The 17,957-nt window shown below is 68.5% G+C and carries 18 protein-coding genes; 9 read left to right on the top strand and 9 right to left on the bottom strand.

Going from position 1 to position 17,957, the window contains the following annotated elements:
* Window positions 1-10: 10 nt before the first annotated feature.
* Entirely contained in the window at window positions 11-1,357 is a 1,347-nt protein-coding gene (locus tag ABZZ22_RS19700; protein ID WP_354934582.1) for a glycosyltransferase 87 family protein, read from the top strand.
* Here the strand turns inward: ABZZ22_RS19700 and ABZZ22_RS19695 are convergent.
* Window positions 1,324-2,616 carry a hypothetical protein gene (locus ABZZ22_RS19695; RefSeq protein ID WP_354934579.1) on the bottom strand — a complete coding sequence of 431 codons (1,293 nt, stop codon included), beginning with the start codon at window positions 2,614-2,616 and terminating at the stop codon, window positions 1,324-1,326. The genes ABZZ22_RS19700 and ABZZ22_RS19695 overlap by 34 nt on opposite strands.
* Window positions 2,609-3,163: a SigE family RNA polymerase sigma factor gene (locus ABZZ22_RS19690; protein ID WP_354934576.1), complete on the bottom strand. Its 555-nt coding sequence runs from the start codon at window positions 3,161-3,163 to the stop codon at window positions 2,609-2,611. Before ABZZ22_RS19690 ends, ABZZ22_RS19695 begins: the two co-directional genes overlap by 8 nt.
* A gap of 111 nt (window positions 3,164-3,274) precedes the next feature.
* Between ABZZ22_RS19690 and ABZZ22_RS19685 the strand changes: the two genes are divergently transcribed.
* Window positions 3,275-4,954, top strand: coding sequence for a DUF885 domain-containing protein (locus tag ABZZ22_RS19685; RefSeq protein WP_354934573.1), 1,680 nt, complete (start codon window positions 3,275-3,277; stop codon window positions 4,952-4,954).
* Window positions 4,955-5,367: 413 nt separating this feature from the next.
* Here ABZZ22_RS19685 and yjfF read toward each other — a convergent pair whose 3' ends face one another.
* The 4 genes from yjfF to ABZZ22_RS19665 form a co-directional block, all read right to left on the bottom strand.
* Window positions 5,368-6,372: a galactofuranose ABC transporter, permease protein YjfF gene (yjfF, locus tag ABZZ22_RS19680; RefSeq protein ID WP_354934570.1), complete on the bottom strand. Its 1,005-nt coding sequence runs from the start codon at window positions 6,370-6,372 to the stop codon at window positions 5,368-5,370.
* A complete protein-coding gene (locus ABZZ22_RS19675) occupies window positions 6,369-7,436 on the bottom strand; it encodes an ABC transporter permease (protein WP_354934567.1) in 1,068 nt (355 codons plus the stop codon). Before ABZZ22_RS19675 ends, yjfF begins: the two co-directional genes overlap by 4 nt.
* Window positions 7,429-9,009, bottom strand: coding sequence for a sugar ABC transporter ATP-binding protein (locus ABZZ22_RS19670; protein ID WP_354934564.1), 1,581 nt, complete (start codon window positions 9,007-9,009; stop codon window positions 7,429-7,431). The genes ABZZ22_RS19675 and ABZZ22_RS19670 overlap by 8 nt, the downstream gene beginning before the upstream one ends.
* A 139-nt stretch (window positions 9,010-9,148) precedes the next feature.
* Complete coding sequence (locus ABZZ22_RS19665; RefSeq protein WP_354934561.1) at window positions 9,149-10,129, bottom strand: ABC transporter substrate-binding protein; 981 nt, start codon at window positions 10,127-10,129, stop codon at window positions 9,149-9,151.
* 153 nt (window positions 10,130-10,282) lie between these two features.
* Here ABZZ22_RS19665 and ABZZ22_RS19660 point away from each other — a divergent pair, with 153 nt between their 5' ends.
* The 3 genes from ABZZ22_RS19660 to ABZZ22_RS19650 all read left to right on the top strand — a co-directional run bounded on the left by ABZZ22_RS19660 (window position 10,283) and on the right by ABZZ22_RS19650 (window position 12,686).
* Window positions 10,283-11,374: a crosslink repair DNA glycosylase YcaQ family protein gene (locus ABZZ22_RS19660; protein ID WP_354934558.1), complete on the top strand. Its 1,092-nt coding sequence runs from the start codon at window positions 10,283-10,285 to the stop codon at window positions 11,372-11,374.
* Window positions 11,375-11,495: 121 nt separating this feature from the next.
* The gene (locus ABZZ22_RS19655; protein WP_354934555.1) at window positions 11,496-11,939 is read left to right on the top strand and encodes a VOC family protein; all 444 of its coding nucleotides are present in this window, start codon (window positions 11,496-11,498) and stop codon (window positions 11,937-11,939) included.
* 81 nt (window positions 11,940-12,020) lie between these two features.
* Complete coding sequence (locus tag ABZZ22_RS19650; protein WP_354934552.1) at window positions 12,021-12,686, top strand: GPP34 family phosphoprotein; 666 nt, start codon at window positions 12,021-12,023, stop codon at window positions 12,684-12,686.
* A gap of 74 nt (window positions 12,687-12,760) precedes the next feature.
* Here the strand turns inward: ABZZ22_RS19650 and ABZZ22_RS19645 are convergent, their stop codons facing one another.
* Window positions 12,761-13,897: an epoxide hydrolase family protein gene (locus ABZZ22_RS19645; protein WP_354934549.1), complete on the bottom strand. Its 1,137-nt coding sequence runs from the start codon at window positions 13,895-13,897 to the stop codon at window positions 12,761-12,763.
* Between the two features lie 113 nt (window positions 13,898-14,010).
* On the opposite strand from ABZZ22_RS19645, the gene ABZZ22_RS19640 reads away from it, so the two are divergent.
* Window positions 14,011-14,982: a WYL domain-containing protein gene (locus ABZZ22_RS19640; protein ID WP_354934546.1), complete on the top strand. Its 972-nt coding sequence runs from the start codon at window positions 14,011-14,013 to the stop codon at window positions 14,980-14,982.
* Between the two features lie 17 nt (window positions 14,983-14,999).
* Window positions 15,000-15,698, top strand: a complete 699-nt coding sequence (locus tag ABZZ22_RS19635) for a GPP34 family phosphoprotein (RefSeq protein WP_354934543.1) — start codon at window positions 15,000-15,002, stop codon at window positions 15,696-15,698.
* A gap of 13 nt (window positions 15,699-15,711) precedes the next feature.
* Here ABZZ22_RS19635 and ABZZ22_RS19630 read toward each other — a convergent pair whose 3' ends face one another.
* Entirely contained in the window at window positions 15,712-16,455 is a 744-nt protein-coding gene (locus ABZZ22_RS19630; protein WP_354934540.1) for a DUF3626 domain-containing protein, read from the bottom strand.
* A complete protein-coding gene (locus ABZZ22_RS19625) occupies window positions 16,452-17,114 on the bottom strand; it encodes a CTP synthase (protein WP_354934537.1) in 663 nt (220 codons plus the stop codon). Before ABZZ22_RS19625 ends, ABZZ22_RS19630 begins: the two co-directional genes overlap by 4 nt.
* A gap of 85 nt (window positions 17,115-17,199) precedes the next feature.
* Here ABZZ22_RS19625 and ABZZ22_RS19620 point away from each other — a divergent pair, with 85 nt between their 5' ends.
* Both ABZZ22_RS19620 and ABZZ22_RS19615 read left to right on the top strand, forming a co-directional pair.
* Window positions 17,200-17,460, top strand: coding sequence for a type II toxin-antitoxin system prevent-host-death family antitoxin (locus ABZZ22_RS19620; protein WP_292650504.1), 261 nt, complete (start codon window positions 17,200-17,202; stop codon window positions 17,458-17,460).
* Window positions 17,460-17,837, top strand: coding sequence for a type II toxin-antitoxin system VapC family toxin (locus ABZZ22_RS19615; RefSeq protein WP_354934534.1), 378 nt, complete (start codon window positions 17,460-17,462; stop codon window positions 17,835-17,837). Before ABZZ22_RS19620 ends, ABZZ22_RS19615 begins: the two co-directional genes overlap by 1 nt.
* Window positions 17,838-17,957 lie beyond the last annotated feature (120 nt).

The raw sequence follows: 17,957 nt of genomic DNA, 5'->3' as shown, positions 1-17,957 counted from the left end.
AGATGGCTCCGTGATCACGTTCTCTCGGCGATATCTCCTGGTCACCCTGGCATGGCTGGTGACCCGGGGATGGCTGGTGGTCCTCTACGGCTTCCCGGCCGCGGCGGAGAGCTGGTTCGACTGGTGGGGCGCCGAGTGGGGCGTGGTGGGCGACGTCAACTACTACCGTGAGAGCCTCGACGCGCTGGCCGCTGACGGGACAGCACAGACGCTGATCGAGTATCCGGTGCCGGCGCTGCTGCTGCTCTGGTTTCCGTACGCGGCGATCGGCCTGTTCGGCCTGGGTGGCGATGCCTACATCGTGACGGTGCTGGCGACGGCGGCGCTGACCGATCTGCTCTTCATGGTGCTGCTCGTCCGAAACCGGCGTGGCGACCACCCGCGAACAGGGGTCTCCGGCGCGGAGGCGCTGTGGCTGGCCGCGATCCCGGCTCTGGGGGCGACGGCGTACGCCCGCTTCGACCTCTTTCCGGGGATCATGGTCGGTCTGGCGGTGCTCTACGCGGTCAGGAGGCCAGGGGTGGCGGCGGCGTTCGCGGCCTTCGCGACCGGCGCGAAGTACTGGCCGATCCTGGTCATCCCGGCCCTGGCGGCCAATCGCGCCACGCGCCGGCTGGTCGTCCTGACGGTCGCCGGCACCGGACTCGCACTGGCCGGGATGAGTCTGGTCCTCGGCGGCTGGGACCGGCTCTGGACGCCGCTGAGCTATCAGGGCGAGCGGGGGCTTCAGATCGAGTCGGTCTTCGCGACTCCGGCGATGGTCGCCTGGGGACACGACGGCCCCGCGAGCGGCCATGCCATCGACTACACCCAGTGGAAGGCCTACGACATCAGCGGGCCGATGGTCGAGCCGCTGCTCCTCGCCGCGACGGTCGCCTCCGTGGTCGCTGGGGCGCTCGTCATCGTCTGGTGGGTCCTCGCATGGCGTCGGCTCCCCAACGGCGCGCGGACCGAGGAGACGATCGTGTGGCTGGTGCTCGCGACGGTGGCCGCCTTCCTGGTGACCAACAAGGTGCTCAGCCCGCAGTACATGCTCTGGCTGCTCCCCGCCGCCTCCGCCGGGCTGGTCCTGCTCCGCGGCAGCGCCCGCGGGCGGCTCGGGGTCTGGTCGGTGGTGCTGGTCGCGGTGACGCTGCTGACCCACGAGATCTTCCCGCGGATGTACGGCTACATGCTCACCTTCGACGACATCGGCTCACCGTGGATCACCGAGGTCCTGGCCTGGCGCAACGGCCTCCTCGTGCTCCTCTTCCTCTACGCCGCCTGGCGCACTACTCGGTTGCTGGCCGCCCTTCCCGAGCGAGGGCGGCCAGCAACCGAGGGTCAGGAGAGGCAGACCTTGGCCACGTCGTCCTGAACCGAGTAGATCGTGACCGGCGCCTCGGCGAACACCGGACGACAGGCCGCCGCGGTGAGCTCGTGCACGGTGATGCCGTCGTAGAACCCGTGGTCGGCGCAGTTCTCGTAGTTCACGTAGACGTCCTTCGGAGTGTCCCCGTCCCGGAAGATCCGCAGGATGACGTAGGCCGTGACCGGCTGCCCCGGCGCACAGTTCTGTGGCGTGTTGGGGCCGGAGCGGCGTGGCGCGCTCCGGATCGCCTTCACGAGGCCGGCTGCGTCGGTGTCGGTGATCTCGCGCGAACCGGTCAGCGATGCAGATGACGGCTCGTACCGGCAGAGCGCGATCGACTCCGGCGCATCGCCCTCCAGCGGCGAGGTCGACGGCTCGGTCTTCGGGCGGACCGGGTCACCCTCTGCCAGCGGCGAGGCGGTCTCACAACCGTAGGGGTCCTTCGGTGTCGTCCTCAGCGAGCCCTTGACCTGGTTGTTGATCTCGTCGTCACCGGGACCGGTGAGGATCGTGGCGTACGCGTCCTCGATCTGGACCCGGGTCAGCAGCCAGCCCTCGTGCTCCCAGGAACCGGTCTGGAGACTGGCTCCCTTGCCCGGCTTCTCGATCAGGACGTAGGGCTGCCACAGCGCGAACGGCACCTTGCCGAACTGCGGCGGGAAGTCACGGTCGCTGGTCTCGTTGCAGGCGATCCTCGGCACCGGCCGGTTGGTGATGTTCGCGACGTAGGGCGTCCGCGGCACGGTGTCCCACTGGTCACCCGGCTCCGCGATGCACTCCGGCAGCGCCGGCGCCGTCGCGTCGGCCCACTCCTCCGGCACCTGGAAGGCGATGTTGTAGCGGACCGCCCAGCGATTGCCCTCGGCGGGTGCGGGCAGGTCGGTGCGGCCGGGCTCGCGGTAGGTGCCTTCGGGGGCGGCCCCGTCCTGATCGGCGAGTGCCTTGGGTGCGCCGCCGGAATCCTCGACACCGGAGGCGTCGCTCGCGGCCGTGCTCTCGCCGCCGCTGCTGCCGTCGGTCTGCAGGTTGGCCACCACCCCACCCAGGCCGACCACGGCCAGCACCGCGGCGGCAGCAGCCAGGATCCAAGGCGCCTTCCGGCGTACGGGTGCCTTCTCTTCGGCCTTCTCGGTCTCGTCGGACAGGTCAGCCGGCCCAGACTCTTCAGAGACCCCGGGGATCGCGAGCTCCCGCGGCTCGAAACCGTCGGCCGCACGGGCCAGGGCGGCCCGGAAGGCCCGCTCCTCGCGCTCGAAGTCACTCATTGTCAACCCCCTCGTTCATTCCCTGCTTGTTCGATCCCTGCTCTTCCAGACCCTGCTCTTCCAGACGCCGTCGCAGCTTGGCCAGCGCCCGGTGCACATGCGACCGGGCGGTCGCCTCGGCACAGTCGAGCACTGTGGCTATCTGCGCGAACGACAGGTCCTCGTAGAACCGGAGCACCACCGCCGCTCGCTGGTTGGACGGCAGCGTCTGCACCAGTGCCCACGCCTCGTCCGCGTCGCGCTCCTCGGGGCCGGGCTCGTGGCTGGTGGCCATGGGCTCGACGTCCTCGACCAGCACGAGCCGGCGGCGCTTGCGCCAGCCGCTGATCGACCCGTTGACGATGCTCCTCTTCACGTACGCCTCCGCCGTCCCGGACGCCGCCAGCGAATCCCACCGCGGCAGCGCACGGGCGAGGGCGTCCTGCACCAGGTCGGGGGCGTCGGAGTTGTTGCCGGTCACCAGGTAGGCGAACCGCTGCAGCGCGGGCCCCCTCGAGGCCACCCAGGCCCCGAAGTCTGGCTCTCTCTCCTGCTCATCGGCATCCACGGACACCTCCTCTGGCACGTTCACACACCTCCTACGCGAAGTCTGACGTGTTCGTTGCGTATGGCCCGGAATTGAGTTGCCCCGAGACGTCGCGGTCCTAAGGTTGGCCGGGTGACCCGTGACGTAGACGCCCGCACCGACCGCTATGTCGAGGAGCTCTGCGCCCTCGACCCACTGACCGCGACGTACGTCGGTGTCGCCGGCCACGACGCCGAGCTCCCCGACCTGTCCCCCGACGGGATGCAGGCGGTGGAGGAGCTCAACCGGGCAGCCTACGCCGACGTGGCCGCGATCGAGCCTTTCGACGAGCGTGAGCAGGTCGCCAAGGAAGCGTTCCTGGAGCGGACCGGCCTCGACATCGAGTTCGCCGACGCTCAGCTGGATCGGAAGTTCGTCTCGGTCATCTCCAGTGGCATCCACAACCTGCGTGAGGTCTTCGACCTGATGCCGACCGACACCGAGGACGACTGGGCCGCGATCGGGGCGCGGCTGGCGGGGATGCCGGAGGCGGTCGCGGGATACACCGCGACGCTGCGCGAGGAGGCCTCGGCCGGGCGGGTCTCCGCGGCGGCTCAGTACGCGAAGGTCACCGACCAGATCCTGGGCTGGACCGGACAGAAGGGAGCCGGAGCCTTCTTCACCGGTCTGGTCTCCCGGGCCCCGGACGGCACGCCGCCCTCCCTGCGCGCGGAGCTCGAGGCCTCGGCGGCGAAGGCCAACGAGGCGTTCGCCGAGTTCGGGCGCTTCATGGCCGACGAGCTCGTTCCCGTCGGGCTGCCGAAGGAGGCCGTCGGACGCGAGCACTACCAGCTCGCCTCGCGGCGCTATCTGGGCGCCGAGATCGATCTCGAGGAGACGTACGCCTGGGGCTGGCAGGAGCTCGAACGGCTCTCCGCCGATATGGACGCCACGGCCGACCGGATCCTGCCGGGTGCGAGCCTCGCCGAGGCCGCGGCCCATCTCGACAAGGACCCCGCGCGCCAGCTGACCTCGACCGACGCGCTCAAGGAGTGGATGCAGGCCACCGCCGACCGGGCGATCGCGGAGCTGGCGGAGGTGCACTTCGACATCCCCGAGCCGGTCCGACGGATCGAGTGCATGATCGCGCCCACCGCCGATGGCGGGATCTACTACACCGGCCCCTCCGAGAACTTCTCCCGCCCCGGCCGGATGTGGTGGTCGGTGCCCGAGTCGGTCACCTCCTTCGGCACCTGGCGTGAGCTGACGACCGTCTACCACGAGGGCGTACCGGGTCATCACCTCCAGGTCGCCCAGACCGCCTACCGCGCCGAGCTGCTCAACCGCTGGCAGCGGCTGATGTGCTGGGTCTCGGGCCACGGCGAGGGCTGGGCCCTCTACGCCGAGCGCCTCATGGACGATCTCGGCTACCTCGACGACCCCGGCGACCGCCTCGGCATGCTCGACGGCCAGTCCTTCCGGGCTGCCCGGGTGATCATCGACATCGGCATGCACCTGGAGCTGACGATCCCGAAGGACAACCCCTTCGGCTTCCACCCGGGCGAGGTCTGGACCCCCGACCTCGGCCGCGAGTTCATCGGGCAGCACTGCCTGATGGAGGACGCCTTCTTGGACTTCGAGGTCGCTCGCTACCTCGGCTGGCCGGGCCAGGCGCCGTCCTACAAGGTCGGTGAGCGGATCTGGCTCCAGGCCCGCGACGACGCCCGGGCTCGTGCGGGTGATGCCTTCGACCTCAAGGCCTTCCACCGCGCCGCACTCGACCTCGGCTCGCTCGGCCTCGACCCGTTCCGGGCGGCGCTCGGGAGGTTGTAGGGGGCTGGTCAGAGGCTTTTGGTCGTACGTCCCGGGTTCACACTTCGTTGGGTTGCTGTGTTTTCGGGGTTGGGGTGGGCCGCGGAGCACTGCCCCACGGAAGGTAGCTGTTATGTCGCTACGCCAGAAAAACCCGCTGACCACAAGGCGCCCTTCTGCGCGAACGAAAATTCGTTCGCCCCGGCGACAGGGGCGCGCGCTGGTGAAAGAAAAATGTCTTTCACCAGCCCACCAACCCCTCCAACCAGAGCGCCGTTCCCACCAGGCCCAAGCCTCTGCCCAACCCAAACCGCTGCGCCAAACCCCTGCCGCCGACCCGATAGCCAGCCAAAATTCTCGGCGGCAAACACCAACCACAAAACACACCGGCCCGACAGCATCAGGAAGCCAGACCAAGCCAGGCCCCCGATCCCCTACCGACGCCGCGTCAAAACCCTCTGCGCAACCACGAACACCAACACCAACACCCCGATAGAGATCCGAGTCCACCAAGACGACAGCGTCCCGTCGAAGGAGATGAAGGTCTGGATCGTCCCGAGCACGAGCACCCCGAGCAGCGACCCGATCACGAGCCCACGACCACCGGTGAGCAGCGTGCCGCCGATGACCACGGCAGCGATCGCGTCCAGCTCCATCCCGACGGCGTGGAGCGAGTAGCCCGAGAGCGTGTAGAGGGCGAACAGCAACCCGCCGAGCGCCGCGCACAGACCGCTGATCGCGTAGACCCCGACCTTGGTCGCAGCCACCGGCAACCCCATCAGCAGCGCCGACGGCTCACTGCCACCGAGCGCGTAGACGGTGCGCCCGAAGCGTGTCGAGGAGAGGACGTACGCGGCAGCTGCGACGACCATGAGCGCGAAGACCGCCGTCCAGCCGAGGTAGTAGCCACCTGGCAAGGTGATCGAGCCGTACGCGATGGCCGAGAAGGTCTCGTTCTTGATCGGGATCGACTCGACACTGATCAGGTAGCAGAGTCCGCGAGCCAGGAACATGCCTGCCAAGGTCGCGATGAACGGCTGGATGTCGAAATAGTGGATCAGCAGCCCCATCGCCGCGCCGAGGAGCGTGCCGGACAGGAGCACGACGCCGAGGACGGCGGCCACCGGCCAGCCGAGCTCGAGCGTCCTGGCCGCGATGAGAGTCGAGAGCGCGACGTTGGAGCCGACCGATAGGTCGATCCCACCGGTGAGGATCACGAACGTCATCCCCACCGCGAGCACGATCAGGAAGCCGTTGTCGAGCAGCAGCGTGAGAAAGACCTGCGGGTCAGCGAATCCGTCGTAGCGGATCCCGCCGACGCCGAACATGCCGATGAACAGGGCGAACGTGCCAAGCACGGGCAGGTAGCGCCGTGGCGGGCTGAATCGGCCGACCCGGGCTAGAAGCCCTCCGTCGGTCGTGGCGACCTGGGCGCTCATACGACTGCCTCCTCGCGGCTCGTCGGGATGGGTTCGCGGCGTCGTTGCAGCACCGCCCGCGCCTTCGGCGACTGCAGCAGGCACACGATCACCACCACGAGCGCCTTGAACAGATAGTTGGCCTCGGCGGGGATCCCGATGTTGGGAATGGTCCGGGTGAGGGTGGCGATCAGCATCGCCCCGACCAGCGTTCCGGTCAGCGAGAACCGGCCGCCGGCAAGTGAGGTGCCTCCGATGACGACTGCCAGGATCGCGTCCAGCTCGATCCACAACCCGAGGCTGTTGGCGTTCACCGAGTGGGTGTTGGCGGCGATGATCAGACCGGCCGCCCCTGCACACAGCGCCGCGAAGACGTAGACCGTCCAGATGATCGTGCGGGAGCGTACGCCGGCCAGCCGGCTCGCCTCCGGGTTGATCCCGACCGACTCGATGAGCAGACCGAGCGCGGTGCGGCGTACGACGATCTGGGTGGCCGCGAAGACGCCGAGCGCGATCAGCGCCGCCACCGGCAGCGTGAGCAGATGGCCTGAGGCCAGCGCGGCGAAGGCGTCGTTGTTGACCGTGGTGATCTGGCCGCCGGTCACCAGCATCGCGATCCCGCGGCCGGCGACCATCAGCACCAGCGTGGCGATGATCGGCTGGATGCCGACCACAGCAACCAGGAAGCCGTTCCACAGGCCCAGCGCGACGCAGACCGCGAGCGCCATCGAGATCGCCACGATGGCCGTGCCGACGGCCCCGTCGGCCGGGCTCTTGACGATGTAGACGCAGGCGACCGCGCCCGCGATCGCCGCCACGGCACCCACCGAGAGGTCGATCCCGCGGGTCGCGATGACCAGGGTCATCCCGATCGCCACCAGCAGCACCGGGGCGCCGTTGCGCACGATGTCGACCAGGCTGCCGTAGAGGTGACCGTCCTGGATGCGTACGTTGAAGAACGTCGGCGTCGCGATCAGGTTGATCGCCAGCAGCGTGCCGAGCGCCGCCAGCGGCCAGAAGAGACGGTGGCTCACCGCGCGGGCGCCGACCTCCTTGACCGCCCTCGTCCTGGTGGGCTCAGGCATCGGCCCGCTCCTTTCCGATGAGGCTTCCGGGCTCGCCGGTGATGATCTCGAGTACGTCGTTGACGTCGATCTCCCGGTTGGGCCGCTCGGCGATCTTGCGGCGGTCCTTGAGCACCACCAGCCGGTGGCTCAGCCGCAGCACCTCCTCGAGCTCGGCGGAGATGAACACGACGCTCATCCCCTTCCCGGCGAGATCGGCGACGAGCTGCTGGATCTGGGTCTTGGCACCGATGTCGATGCCGCGGGTCGGCTCGTCTAGAAGGAGCACGTCGGGCTCGGTGATCAACCAGCGCGCCAGCAGGACCTTCTGCTGGTTGCCACCGGACAGGCTTCGTATCGGCAGGCTCGGATCGGCGGGCCGGATGTCGAGAGCGGTCATGTACTCAGCGACCAGCTTGTCCCTGGTGGCCGTCGGGATCGGCCGCAGCCAGCCGCGGCTGGCCTGGAGGCCGAGCATCATGTTGTCGGCCACGGAGAGCTCCTCGAAGACTCCTTCGGCCTTGCGGTCCTCGCTGCAGAAGGCGAGGTTGCGGTCGATCGCATGCCGGGGGCTGCGCAGCCGACGCCCGCTGGAGCCGTTCACCGTCAGGTCGCCGGTGTCGGCGGCATCGGCCCCGAAGAGCAGCCGGGCGAGCTCGGTGCGCCCTGAGCCGAGCAGACCGGCGATGCCGACGACCTCCCCGGCGTACAGGGTCAGGTCGATGGCCTCCAGGCTCCCCTTCCGACCCAGGCCGACGGCGCTCAATACCGGGAGACGGCGCTCGGCGGCCTCTTCGGCGGTCTCGTGCGCGGCCCGGTCGATTCGCTCGAGGGCCTGGAGGTCGCGGCCGATCATCAGCTGGACCAGCTCCAGCTGAGTGGTCTCCTCGGTCAGCCGTTCGCCTACCACGCGGCCGTTGCGCAGGATCGTCAACCGGTCGGAGATCTCGAAGATCTGGTCGAGGAAGTGGGAGACGAAGACGATCGCGGTGCCCTGCTCGCGCAGCCTGCGCATCACCTCGAAGAGCCGGGCCACCTCATCGGCGTCGAGGCTCGAGGTCGGCTCGTCAAGGATCAGCACTCGGGCGTCGGTGTCGACGGCCCGCGCGATCGCGACGAGCTGCTGGACGGCGATCGGATGGCTGCCGAGCTCTGAACCGGGGTCGACCTCGATGCCGAGGCTCTGCAGCGACGCTGACGCGCGACGGTTCATCTCGCGGCGATCGATCGGGCCGAACCGCGAGAAGCGGCGCGGCTCTCGGCCGAGGAGCATGTTCTCGGCCACGGTGAGGTTTGGCACCAGGTTGACCTCCTGGTAGACCGTGCTGATCCCCGCCTGCTGCGCCGCGGCCGGGGTGGCGAACTGGGTCTCAACGCCGTCGATCCGCACGCGTCCGGCGTCGATCGTGTAGACCCCGGTCAGCGCCTTGATCAGCGTCGACTTCCCGGCCCCGTTCTCCCCCATGAGCGCGTGCACCTCCCCGGGTAAGAGGCGGAGCGAGACGCCGTCGAGCGCCCGCACTGCTCCGAACGTGATCGAGACGTCGAGCATCTCCACCACGGGCAGGGGCTGTTTCACATCTGCCTGGCTCATGTCGTACTGACTCCTGCGGGGTCGGGTGGCACGGAGGGGGCGGCGGACCGTTCACCGAGTGACCTCGGCGAGCGCGCACTTCCTTCGGGGAGTTCCACGAAGGAAGCGACGCCTCGCCGAGGTACCTCGGTCGACGGGCTCAGTACTTCCGGTCGGGCAGCGCCTCGGCGGCCTGCTCCGGCGTGAAGGTGGTCTCCTCGGTGACGATGCGCTCGGGGACCTCATCGCCGGCGACGACCTTCTCGGCGACGTCCATCAGCTGGTCGCCCAGCAGCGGGCTGCACTCGACGATGAAGTTGATCTCGCCCGCGGCCAGCGCGGTCATCCCGTCCTTGACCGCGTCGACGGTGATGATCTTGATGTCGGTGCCGGGCTTCTTTCCGGCCGCCTTGATCGCCTCGATCGCGCCCAGGCCCATGTCGTCGTTGTGGGCGTAGACGACGTCGATCTTCGGGGTCGACTGCAAGAAGGCCTCCATGACCTGCTTGCCGCCGTCACGGGTGAAGTCGCCGGTCTGGGAGGCGGTGACCTTGATCTTGGAATCCGAGGAGATGACGTCTTCGAACCCCTTCTTGCGGTCGAGCGCCGGGGCAGATCCGGTGGTCCCCTGCAACTCGACGACGTTGACCGTGCCGTCCTTGTCGACGTCGGAGGCCTCGGCGTTGTCGACCAGCCACTGCCCGGCCTTCTCGCCCTCTTCGACGAAGTCGGAGCCGATGAATGTGACGTAGAGCGAGGGGTCCTCGGTGTCCACCGCCCGGTCGGTCAGTACGACGGGGATATTGGCACGCTTGGCCTCTTTGAGCACCGCGTCCCAGCCCGTCTCGACCACGGGGCTGAAGGCGATCACGTCGACCTTCTGCTGGATGTAGGACCGGATCGACTTGATCTGGTTCTCCTGCTTCTGCTGCGCGTCGGAGAACTTGAGATCGATCCCGGCCTCCTTGGCCGACTCCTGGATCGAGGTGGTGTTGGCGGTACGCCAGCCGCTCTCGGCCCCGACCTGGGCGAAGCCCATGGTGATCGAGCCGTCGTCGGCGCCTTCTTCGCTGCTACCGCACGCGCTGAGCGACATCCCGCCCAAGGCGAGCGCACACAGAGCGATGAGGGTCTTCTTCACTGTCGTCCTCCAGTGTTTCACTGCGGCGGCCCAGTGTGACCGTCGTCACGATGCGACTTAGTGTGAGCGTTAACATCCGCCGGGTCAAGCGGAATCGGAAGATCGGTTCGAATCGGCAGCAGGTCGTCCGGAACTCCCCATACTGTGTCGACCATGACGCTCACCTTGTCCCCGGAGCAGGCTCGCCGGATCGCCGTTCGCGCGCAGCTCCTCGACGCGCGGCGGCCCGTGTCACTGGTGGAGACCGTCGACCAGCTGACCCTGCTGCAGATCGATCCGACCAAGGCGATCGCACCGAGCGCGGATCTGGTGGCGTGGTCGAGGTTGGGCGATGCGTACGATCACTCGGATCTCACCTTCGCCCTGGAGCAGGAGCGTTCGCTGGTGGAATTCTCCAGCTTCATCGTGCCGATGGACGAGATCGAGACCGTCCTCGCCCTCTCTCCTGGCCGGATCCACCCGACCGCCATCGAATGGGTCGAGGCCAACAAGCGCTTCCGTACGCAGATCCTGGATCGCCTGCGAGCCGACGGTCCGCTCGTGGCCGGCGAGATCGAGGACACCGCCGAGGTGCCCTGGGCCTCGTCCGGCTGGACCAACGACAAGAACGCCCTGCGGATGATCGAGCTGCTCAACCGGATGGGCGAGGTAGCCGTCGCGGGCCGACGCGGCAAGCTGCGCACCTGGGACCTGGCCGAGCGGGTCTACCCCGCCGACCTGCGCCTCCCCTCACCCGAGGAGGCACTGAGGATCGAGACGGTGCGCCGGCTGGCCTCGCTCGGGATCGCCCGTCCGGGGCGGAAGGAGTCGTCCGGCGGCGAGATGCTCGGCGGCGGGGAGGCCGGCGTCCCGTGCACCGTGGCCGACGTCGACGGCGAGTGGCGGGTCGACCCGGAGGCGCTGGCCGCCCTCGAGGACGGGTTCGCGCCGCGTACGGCCCTGCTCTCCCCCTTCGACCGCCTGGTCTACGACCGCGATCGGGCGCTGGACCTGTTCGGGTTCGAGTACGTCCTGGAGATGTACAAGCCGGCCGCCAAGCGACGCTGGGGCTACTTCGCCCTCCCGATCCTGTACGGCGAGCGGCTGATCGGGAAGCTCGACGCGAAGGTGGACCGCAAGAAGGAACGGCTGAACGTCTTCGCCGTCCACGAGGACTTCGGCTGGACCGCCGAGATGGGGGACGCGGTGCGGGCCGAGCTCGAGGCCTTGGCCGCCTGGCTGGGCGTCGAGGTCGCCCACCCGTGACAGCCCGCCGAAGTGAATACGCACATCTGGGCAAACCGACGCAAGTTCCCCTTCTCAGCACTCTCCGACGAGCCTACTGTGAGCGAACGGGGTCGGAAATCGATCAAAGGAGACGATCCGAATGGCAACGCTCAACCCGTACATCAGCTTCAAGTCCGAGGCCGCCGAGGCTCTCGAGTTCTACCGGTCGGTGCTCGGCGGCACCGTCGAGACGATGACTCTCGGGTCGATGGGTGACGCGATGGGTCCGGTGCCTCCGGAGGCGAAGGACCTGATCATGCACGGGTCGCTCACCCTCGACGACGGTCTCGTCCTGATGGCCGCGGACACACCTCCAGGGATGGACCACGTCGCCCCGACGTCGGGAGTGACCGTCGCGATGACCAGCGCCGACCCCGACGACCAGCCGCGCTTCGCCGACTACTTCGCCAAGCTCTCCGAGGGCGGCGCGCCCGCGATGCCGTTCGAGCAGGCTCCGTGGGGCGACTACTTCGGCCAGTTCGAGGACAAGTTTGGCGTGACCTGGATGTTCGACGTCGGCGGCCCGGAATCCGCCGCTTCCTGACAGCGGACCAGACGAAGGTCCTAGGCAAGTTCCTCCTTTCGTAGGAGGTGCGCGGGGCCGCATCGCCGTAACGTCTGGGGCATGCTCATTGCCGAAGATCTGTTGCTTCTCGTGCTCGACGACGAGAAGGGCACCCTTGCCTCGTCCTGGGTCCAGCAGGCGCTGGGCGGAGCGATCCTGACCGAGCTCGCGATGGCGGGCTCGGTCCAGGTGCTGCCGAAGTCAGGGTTCACCCCGGCCAAGGCCTTGGCCGTGCCGGGACGAAGGCCCGACGAGCCGATCCTGGCCGCTGCGTACGACTCGTTGGCGGCCAAACCGCTCTCGGGCAAGAACGCGGTCAACAACCTCGGCAAGGGCCTGCACGAGGCACTTGCCGCACGACTGTGCGACCGCAACATCCTCAAGCGTCGCGACGAGAAGATCCTCGGCCTCTTCCCACGCACCACCTGGCCGGCCGCGGACTCGACCCACGAGAACGCCGTGCGCGGTCAGCTGTACGCCGTCCTCGTCCAGGGTGCCACACCGGACCCGCGGACCGGACCACTCATCGCGCTCCTCTCCTCCATCGACTTCGCCCACAAGGTCATCGACACGAGGCCGGTGGGCGCGGGAGCGGTCAAGAGGCGGGCGAAGGAGATCGCCCGCGGCGACTGGGCCGCCAAGGGCGTCAAGGACGCGATCGACGAGGTGGTCGCGGTCATGACCGCGACGATGGTCGCCGGCACTGCGGCCACGACATCCTCCTGAGGACAGCCCGCCGGCACATGACGAAGCGGGGGTCGCAGTCACCTGGTGACTGCGACCCCCGCACGCACGAGCCGTCAGGCGAAGAAGGCCTTGAGGTCGGCGGCGACGACGTCGGGACGCTCCAGGGCGGCGAAGTGACCGCCCTCGGGAAACTCCGACCAGTGCTGGATGTTGGCGTTGTCCCGCTCGGCCAGTGACCTGATCGTCTGGAAGTCGTCCTTGAAGACGGCGACCCCGATCCGGCCCTGGGTGATCTCCGGCTCACGCTCGGCGTGCGCCTCCTCGTAGTGGTAGCGCGCGGCCGAGGCGTAGGTGTTGGTGAGCCAGTAGTAGGTCGCCTGCTCGATGACCTGCTCAGGGGTGACCAGCGAGGTGCCGTTTCCGAACGACTCGAAGAGCTCGCTGTAGGCCAGCGTCCCGACGGGTGAGTCGGCCAGCGCCGCACCGATCGTCTGCGGACGAGAGCCGTTCATGGCGTTGTAGCCACCGACCGACTGGAACCACTGCATGTGCTCCAGCGCCGCGTACTCCTTCGGCCCGAAGCCCTCGAACTCGCTCGGGTCGCCCGACGGGAAGGAGAATAGCTGCAGGACGTGCGCGCCGAGAAAGCCCTCCGGGTTCAGCAGGGCCAGCTCGCGACCGACCATCGCGCCGCCGTCGCTGCCGTGCACGCCGTAGGAGTTGTAGCCCAGCCGCCGCATGAGCACGTCGTACGCCGCGGCCACCCGCTTCATCGTCCAGCCGGTGTCGACCACCGGCGTCGAGAGGCCGAAGCCCGGCATCTCCGGGATCACCAGGTGGAACTCGTCCGTCAAGGAGTCGACCATCGGCAGGAACTCCAGGAACGAGCCGGGGTAGGTGTGGGCGAGCAGGAGCGCCTTGGCGTCCGGGTTGGAGGAGGGTACGTGGACGAAGTGGATGACCTGGCCGTCGATCTCGGTCAGGTGGTTGGGCACGGCGTTGATGCGCGCCTCGACCGCCCGCCAGTCGAAGCCCCGCCCGTCCGAGCCCAGCCAGCGCTCGACCATGTCGGCGAGGTAGGCCGTCGGGGTGCCGTAGTCCCAGGAGTCGCCGGGCACGCTGGGCGCGAACCGGGTGCGCTCCAGGCGGGCGCGGAGGTCGTCGAGGTCCGCCTGCGGGAACTCGACGGTGACGGTGCTGATCTCGTCGTTGGACTTGGCGCTGATTCCGGTGCTGACCTGCGTGTTCATGACTTCTCCTTGGTGGTTTCCGACCTTGTGAGACCCACGTTATGAAGGGTTCCGGCAAGCCTGATTCCGGAATTCCACTGGCCCGTGAATCTTTTTTGCCGCACTCTGAGCCCGTGCTGGAAACCTCTGCGCGACTGCTCGCGCTCCTCGGTCTGCTGCAGTCCTCATCCGGCTGGACCGGCGCCGACCTGGCCACCCGGCTCGACGTCTCTGAGCGGACCGTGCGCAACGACATGACCAAGCTCCGCGACCTCGGCTACCCGGTGGAGTCGGTGCGCGGACCCGGTGGGCGCTACCGGCTCGGCGCCGGCGGCAAGCTCCCGCCGCTGCTGCTGGACGACGAGGAGGCGCTCGCGGTCGCCGTCGGGCTGCGCGCCGCGACGGGCATCACCGGTGTCGCGGAGACCAGTGCCCGCGCGCTGGCCAAGCTCGAGCAGGTGCTGCCCGACCATCTACGCCGCAAGCTGGCCGCGGTGGTCGACGCCATGGAGGCCGGCCCGGTCAACACCGACAGCAACGTCCCCGACCCTGACGTCGACGCCGGCACCCTGCAGGCGCTTGCGACCGCGATCCGAGACCACAGCGGCGTACGCGCCGACTACCGCGGCGAGCCGATCGAGGTCGAGCCCTACCGGCTGATCGCCTGGCAGCGCCGCTGGTATCTCGTCGCCCGCGACCCCCGCGCCGACGCCTGGCTGCCGCTGCGTGTCGACTGGCTGCGCCTGAAGGTGCCCGGCGGCCGCGCGTTCCGTCCGGCCGACCCGCCCGCTTCCAATGGGCAGAGCGACCTCACCGAGTTCGTCGTCCGCGAGGTCGCCCGCACCGGCTGGGCCGTCCACGCCCGCCTGATCATCGCCGCCTCCGCCGAGGAGGTCATCTCCCGGATCAACCCCGCTGTCGGCACCGTCGAGCCGATCGCCCCCGACCGCAGCGTCCTGGTCACCGGCGGCGACAGCCTCGAGGTCGTCGCCGTCTGGATCGGCATGCTCGGCCTCGACTTCACCGTCGAGTCACCCCCGGAGCTCCGCGACCACCTCCGCGTCCTCGCGACCCGCTACGCCGCCGCCGTGGACCAGCCGGAGTGACCAGGAACGGCAGTGACATGTTGATCGCAGAAGACCTGGTGCTGCTGGTCATGGAGGACATCAGCGGCCGCCCCGCCAGCGGGCTCAGAGCGTCGACGCTCGACCTTCTGGTCGGTGGCGCACTGGTGTCCGAGCTCGCGCTCTCCGGGGCGGTCCACCTGCAGCGGAACCCTGGGACAGACCTGCTGGAAGTGCACCCGACCGGGGTCGGCTTGCCTCACGATCCGTGCCTCCAGCGCTGCCTCACCTTCGCCGGCGGCAGACCACGGCCGGCGCCGCTGATCACGAACTGCGGCACCCAGATGTTCGACCACCTCATCGAACGCCTCGTCCATCGCGGCATGCTTCGCCGAGAGCAGCAGAAGCGATTCCTCATCACCACCACGACCTGGCCGGCGGATGAGATCAGCTACAAGCAGGACGTTCGCGGCCACCTCGCCGCCGCCCTGTTCGACACCCGCGCCCATCCAACTCGGCGTACAGCGACCTTGATCGGCCTTCTCGCGGCCGTCGACCAGGCCCACCGACTCTTCGTCTCTCCCGGCGTACCCCCGGCGTACGTGATGCAGCGTGCCGATCGCGTCTCCAGAGGTGATTGGGTCGCGGCCACCGTGCGCGGCATCTTCCGGGCTTCTCGTTCCGGCTGGGGCGGCGGCGGTGGGGGCGGCGGTGGCGGCGACATCGGCGGAGGAGGCGACGGAGGCGGCGGCGAATAATGTCCCGGACTGCTCAGTCGACTCGGCCGAACCTTGCCAGGTAGTGCCAGACTCGTTTCACCGACTGCGGGTCATGGTCACCCGATCGCGCAGCCTCCCCGAGAAGATCAGGGGTGAGTACGTCACCGAGTGACCGAGCCAGGTCGACGTACTCCTGTCCGCGGTAGCCCGGATCGAGACCATCGGTGGCGACCCGGAACCCAGGATGCCACTCCACAGCGCAGTTCAGCTCGGCGGCCGCGCTCTCGACCTTCGTCCCGCGGAAACATGGGTCGAGGACGACCGCCTCCACGTCCAGCGCGATCACGACGCCACCATGCACGTGCGCCTCGACGCACTCGTCGAGATCGTCGAACCCCGAGGCATCGGCCATCGCCGACAGGTGCGGCAGCATCTCCGGGCCGCCGTGATCGGTCGGCTCGAAGACCGAGTCGGGAAAGCAGAACATGCACCGCTCCGCCACGTCGCCCCGCAGCCGCAGATGGGCCGACCCGAACCGGATCGCACCACCGTACGGGTCATCGCGACGATTCCAGGCACCGTAGACCGGCCGCTCGGCGGCCGGCGCGTTGTCGTAGCGCCCACCGAACAGCCGACTCTCCCAGCGCCACCGGTCTCCGCCCGGATGCGCCGTCAGCCCGCCGTTCGACGTCCCGGTCTCGAATTGCGACCGATAGACCCCGTCGCGCGCCATCGACTCGATCACCAGCCCACCTGCGTGCGACCAGTCGGGGTGGAACTGGAGCGTGACGCTCATCCTCGCGCCCCGACCGCGCTCACGAACGCGCGCACGAGCGGATGGACCGGCGCGCCGGCGAGGGCGCCGATGTGGGGCTGGAACATGCTGGTCACGTAGAACGAGTGGTCCGGGAACTCCAGCACCTCTGCGCCGGCGTCGTTCGCGGTGGCGCCGACCACGACACCGGCCTTCTCCAGGGCGACCACGGCTTCGGCCGTCGGCGCGTAGTTGCAGAAGTGCATGCCGACGAACGGCTCGGGCTGCCAGTCCGCGAAGCGCGTGCCGGGGACCGGAGTCACCAGCCGCTTCTCGCCGTAGAGCGAGCAGGCCAGCGCGGCGACCGCGTTGTCGTCGCCCTCCCCGTCTGACTCGGCGTGGGTCGCCGTCGATCCGACGACGTTGCGGGTCCACTCCAGCACGGCGTACTGCATCCCACCGCACACCCCGAGAAACGGAATCCCCCGCTCCCGGACGACCTCGAGGGCCGCGATCACCGCGGCGTCATCGGCATAGGGCGACCCAGGAACGAGCCACACCCCGTCATAGGCGGCGATATCGAACCCGGAGTCGGTCGGCACCCACTCCGTCTCGGCCCCGAGCTCGGCCAGCTGCGGCCGAAGGGCGTTGAGCTCCTGGTGGCTAGGGTGTCCGCGGTCATCGCCGAGCAGTGCGATCATGCGCCGAATCCTCGCAGTCACGCACCGGCTTGATCCAACGATTTCCACCCTGGCGGACTAAGTCGGACTAACCTAGACTGGTCTCATGACGACGCAGGTCAACATTCACGAGGCGAAGACGCATCTGTCTCGCTTGGTCGATCAGGTTGAGCACGGCGAGACGGTGATCATCGCGCGGGCAGGCAAGCCAGTCGTCCAGATCACGGCCCTTCCGCAGTCCAAGGTCCGGCTCGGTGGCCTCCGCGGTATGTTCTCGCTGCCGAGCGACGACGAGTGGGAAGCGATGGACGAGGAGATCAGGGGCATGTTCGACCCGGAGCTCGAGATCCAGGCGAACCGCGACTGATGCTGCTCGACACCAACGTCCTGATTCGGATGACAGCCTTCCCGGACACGTTGGGGTCCGTGGCGTGGGACCTCATCGAAGGCGGTCCGGTCTATGCATCATCGATCTCCCACTTCGAGATCACGATGAAGAGGATGCTCGGCAAGCTGGATGCCCCCGACGATCTCGTCCGGCTCTTCGGCGATCAGGGAATCACCCCGCTTCCGTTCACGGAACGGCACGCGGCACGCGTGGCCAAGTTCGAGGCGTTGAGCAAGCACGACCCGTTCGACCGCATCCTGGTTGCTCAGGCCGCAGCGGAGGGCCTCGAGTTCATGACGTCCGATCGGATCTTGCTCGGGCTCGGCTACGACTGGATCGTGGACGCACGTAAATAGGTCGAAGTTCGCAGCCACTGGGTGACTGCGTACAAGGATCTCTTCGTCGCCCCAGGTGCGGCGACGTCGACGCCGGGGATGGCGTTCCTGCTGGCGACCGTCGCCGAGTACGGCAAGGAC

Source organism: Nocardioides sp. NPDC006273 (assembly GCF_040613495.1).
In the GTDB taxonomy this organism is placed as follows: Bacteria; Actinomycetota; Actinomycetes; order Propionibacteriales; family Nocardioidaceae; genus Nocardioides.
This window is presented reverse-complemented; position numbering and strand designations above follow the sequence as displayed.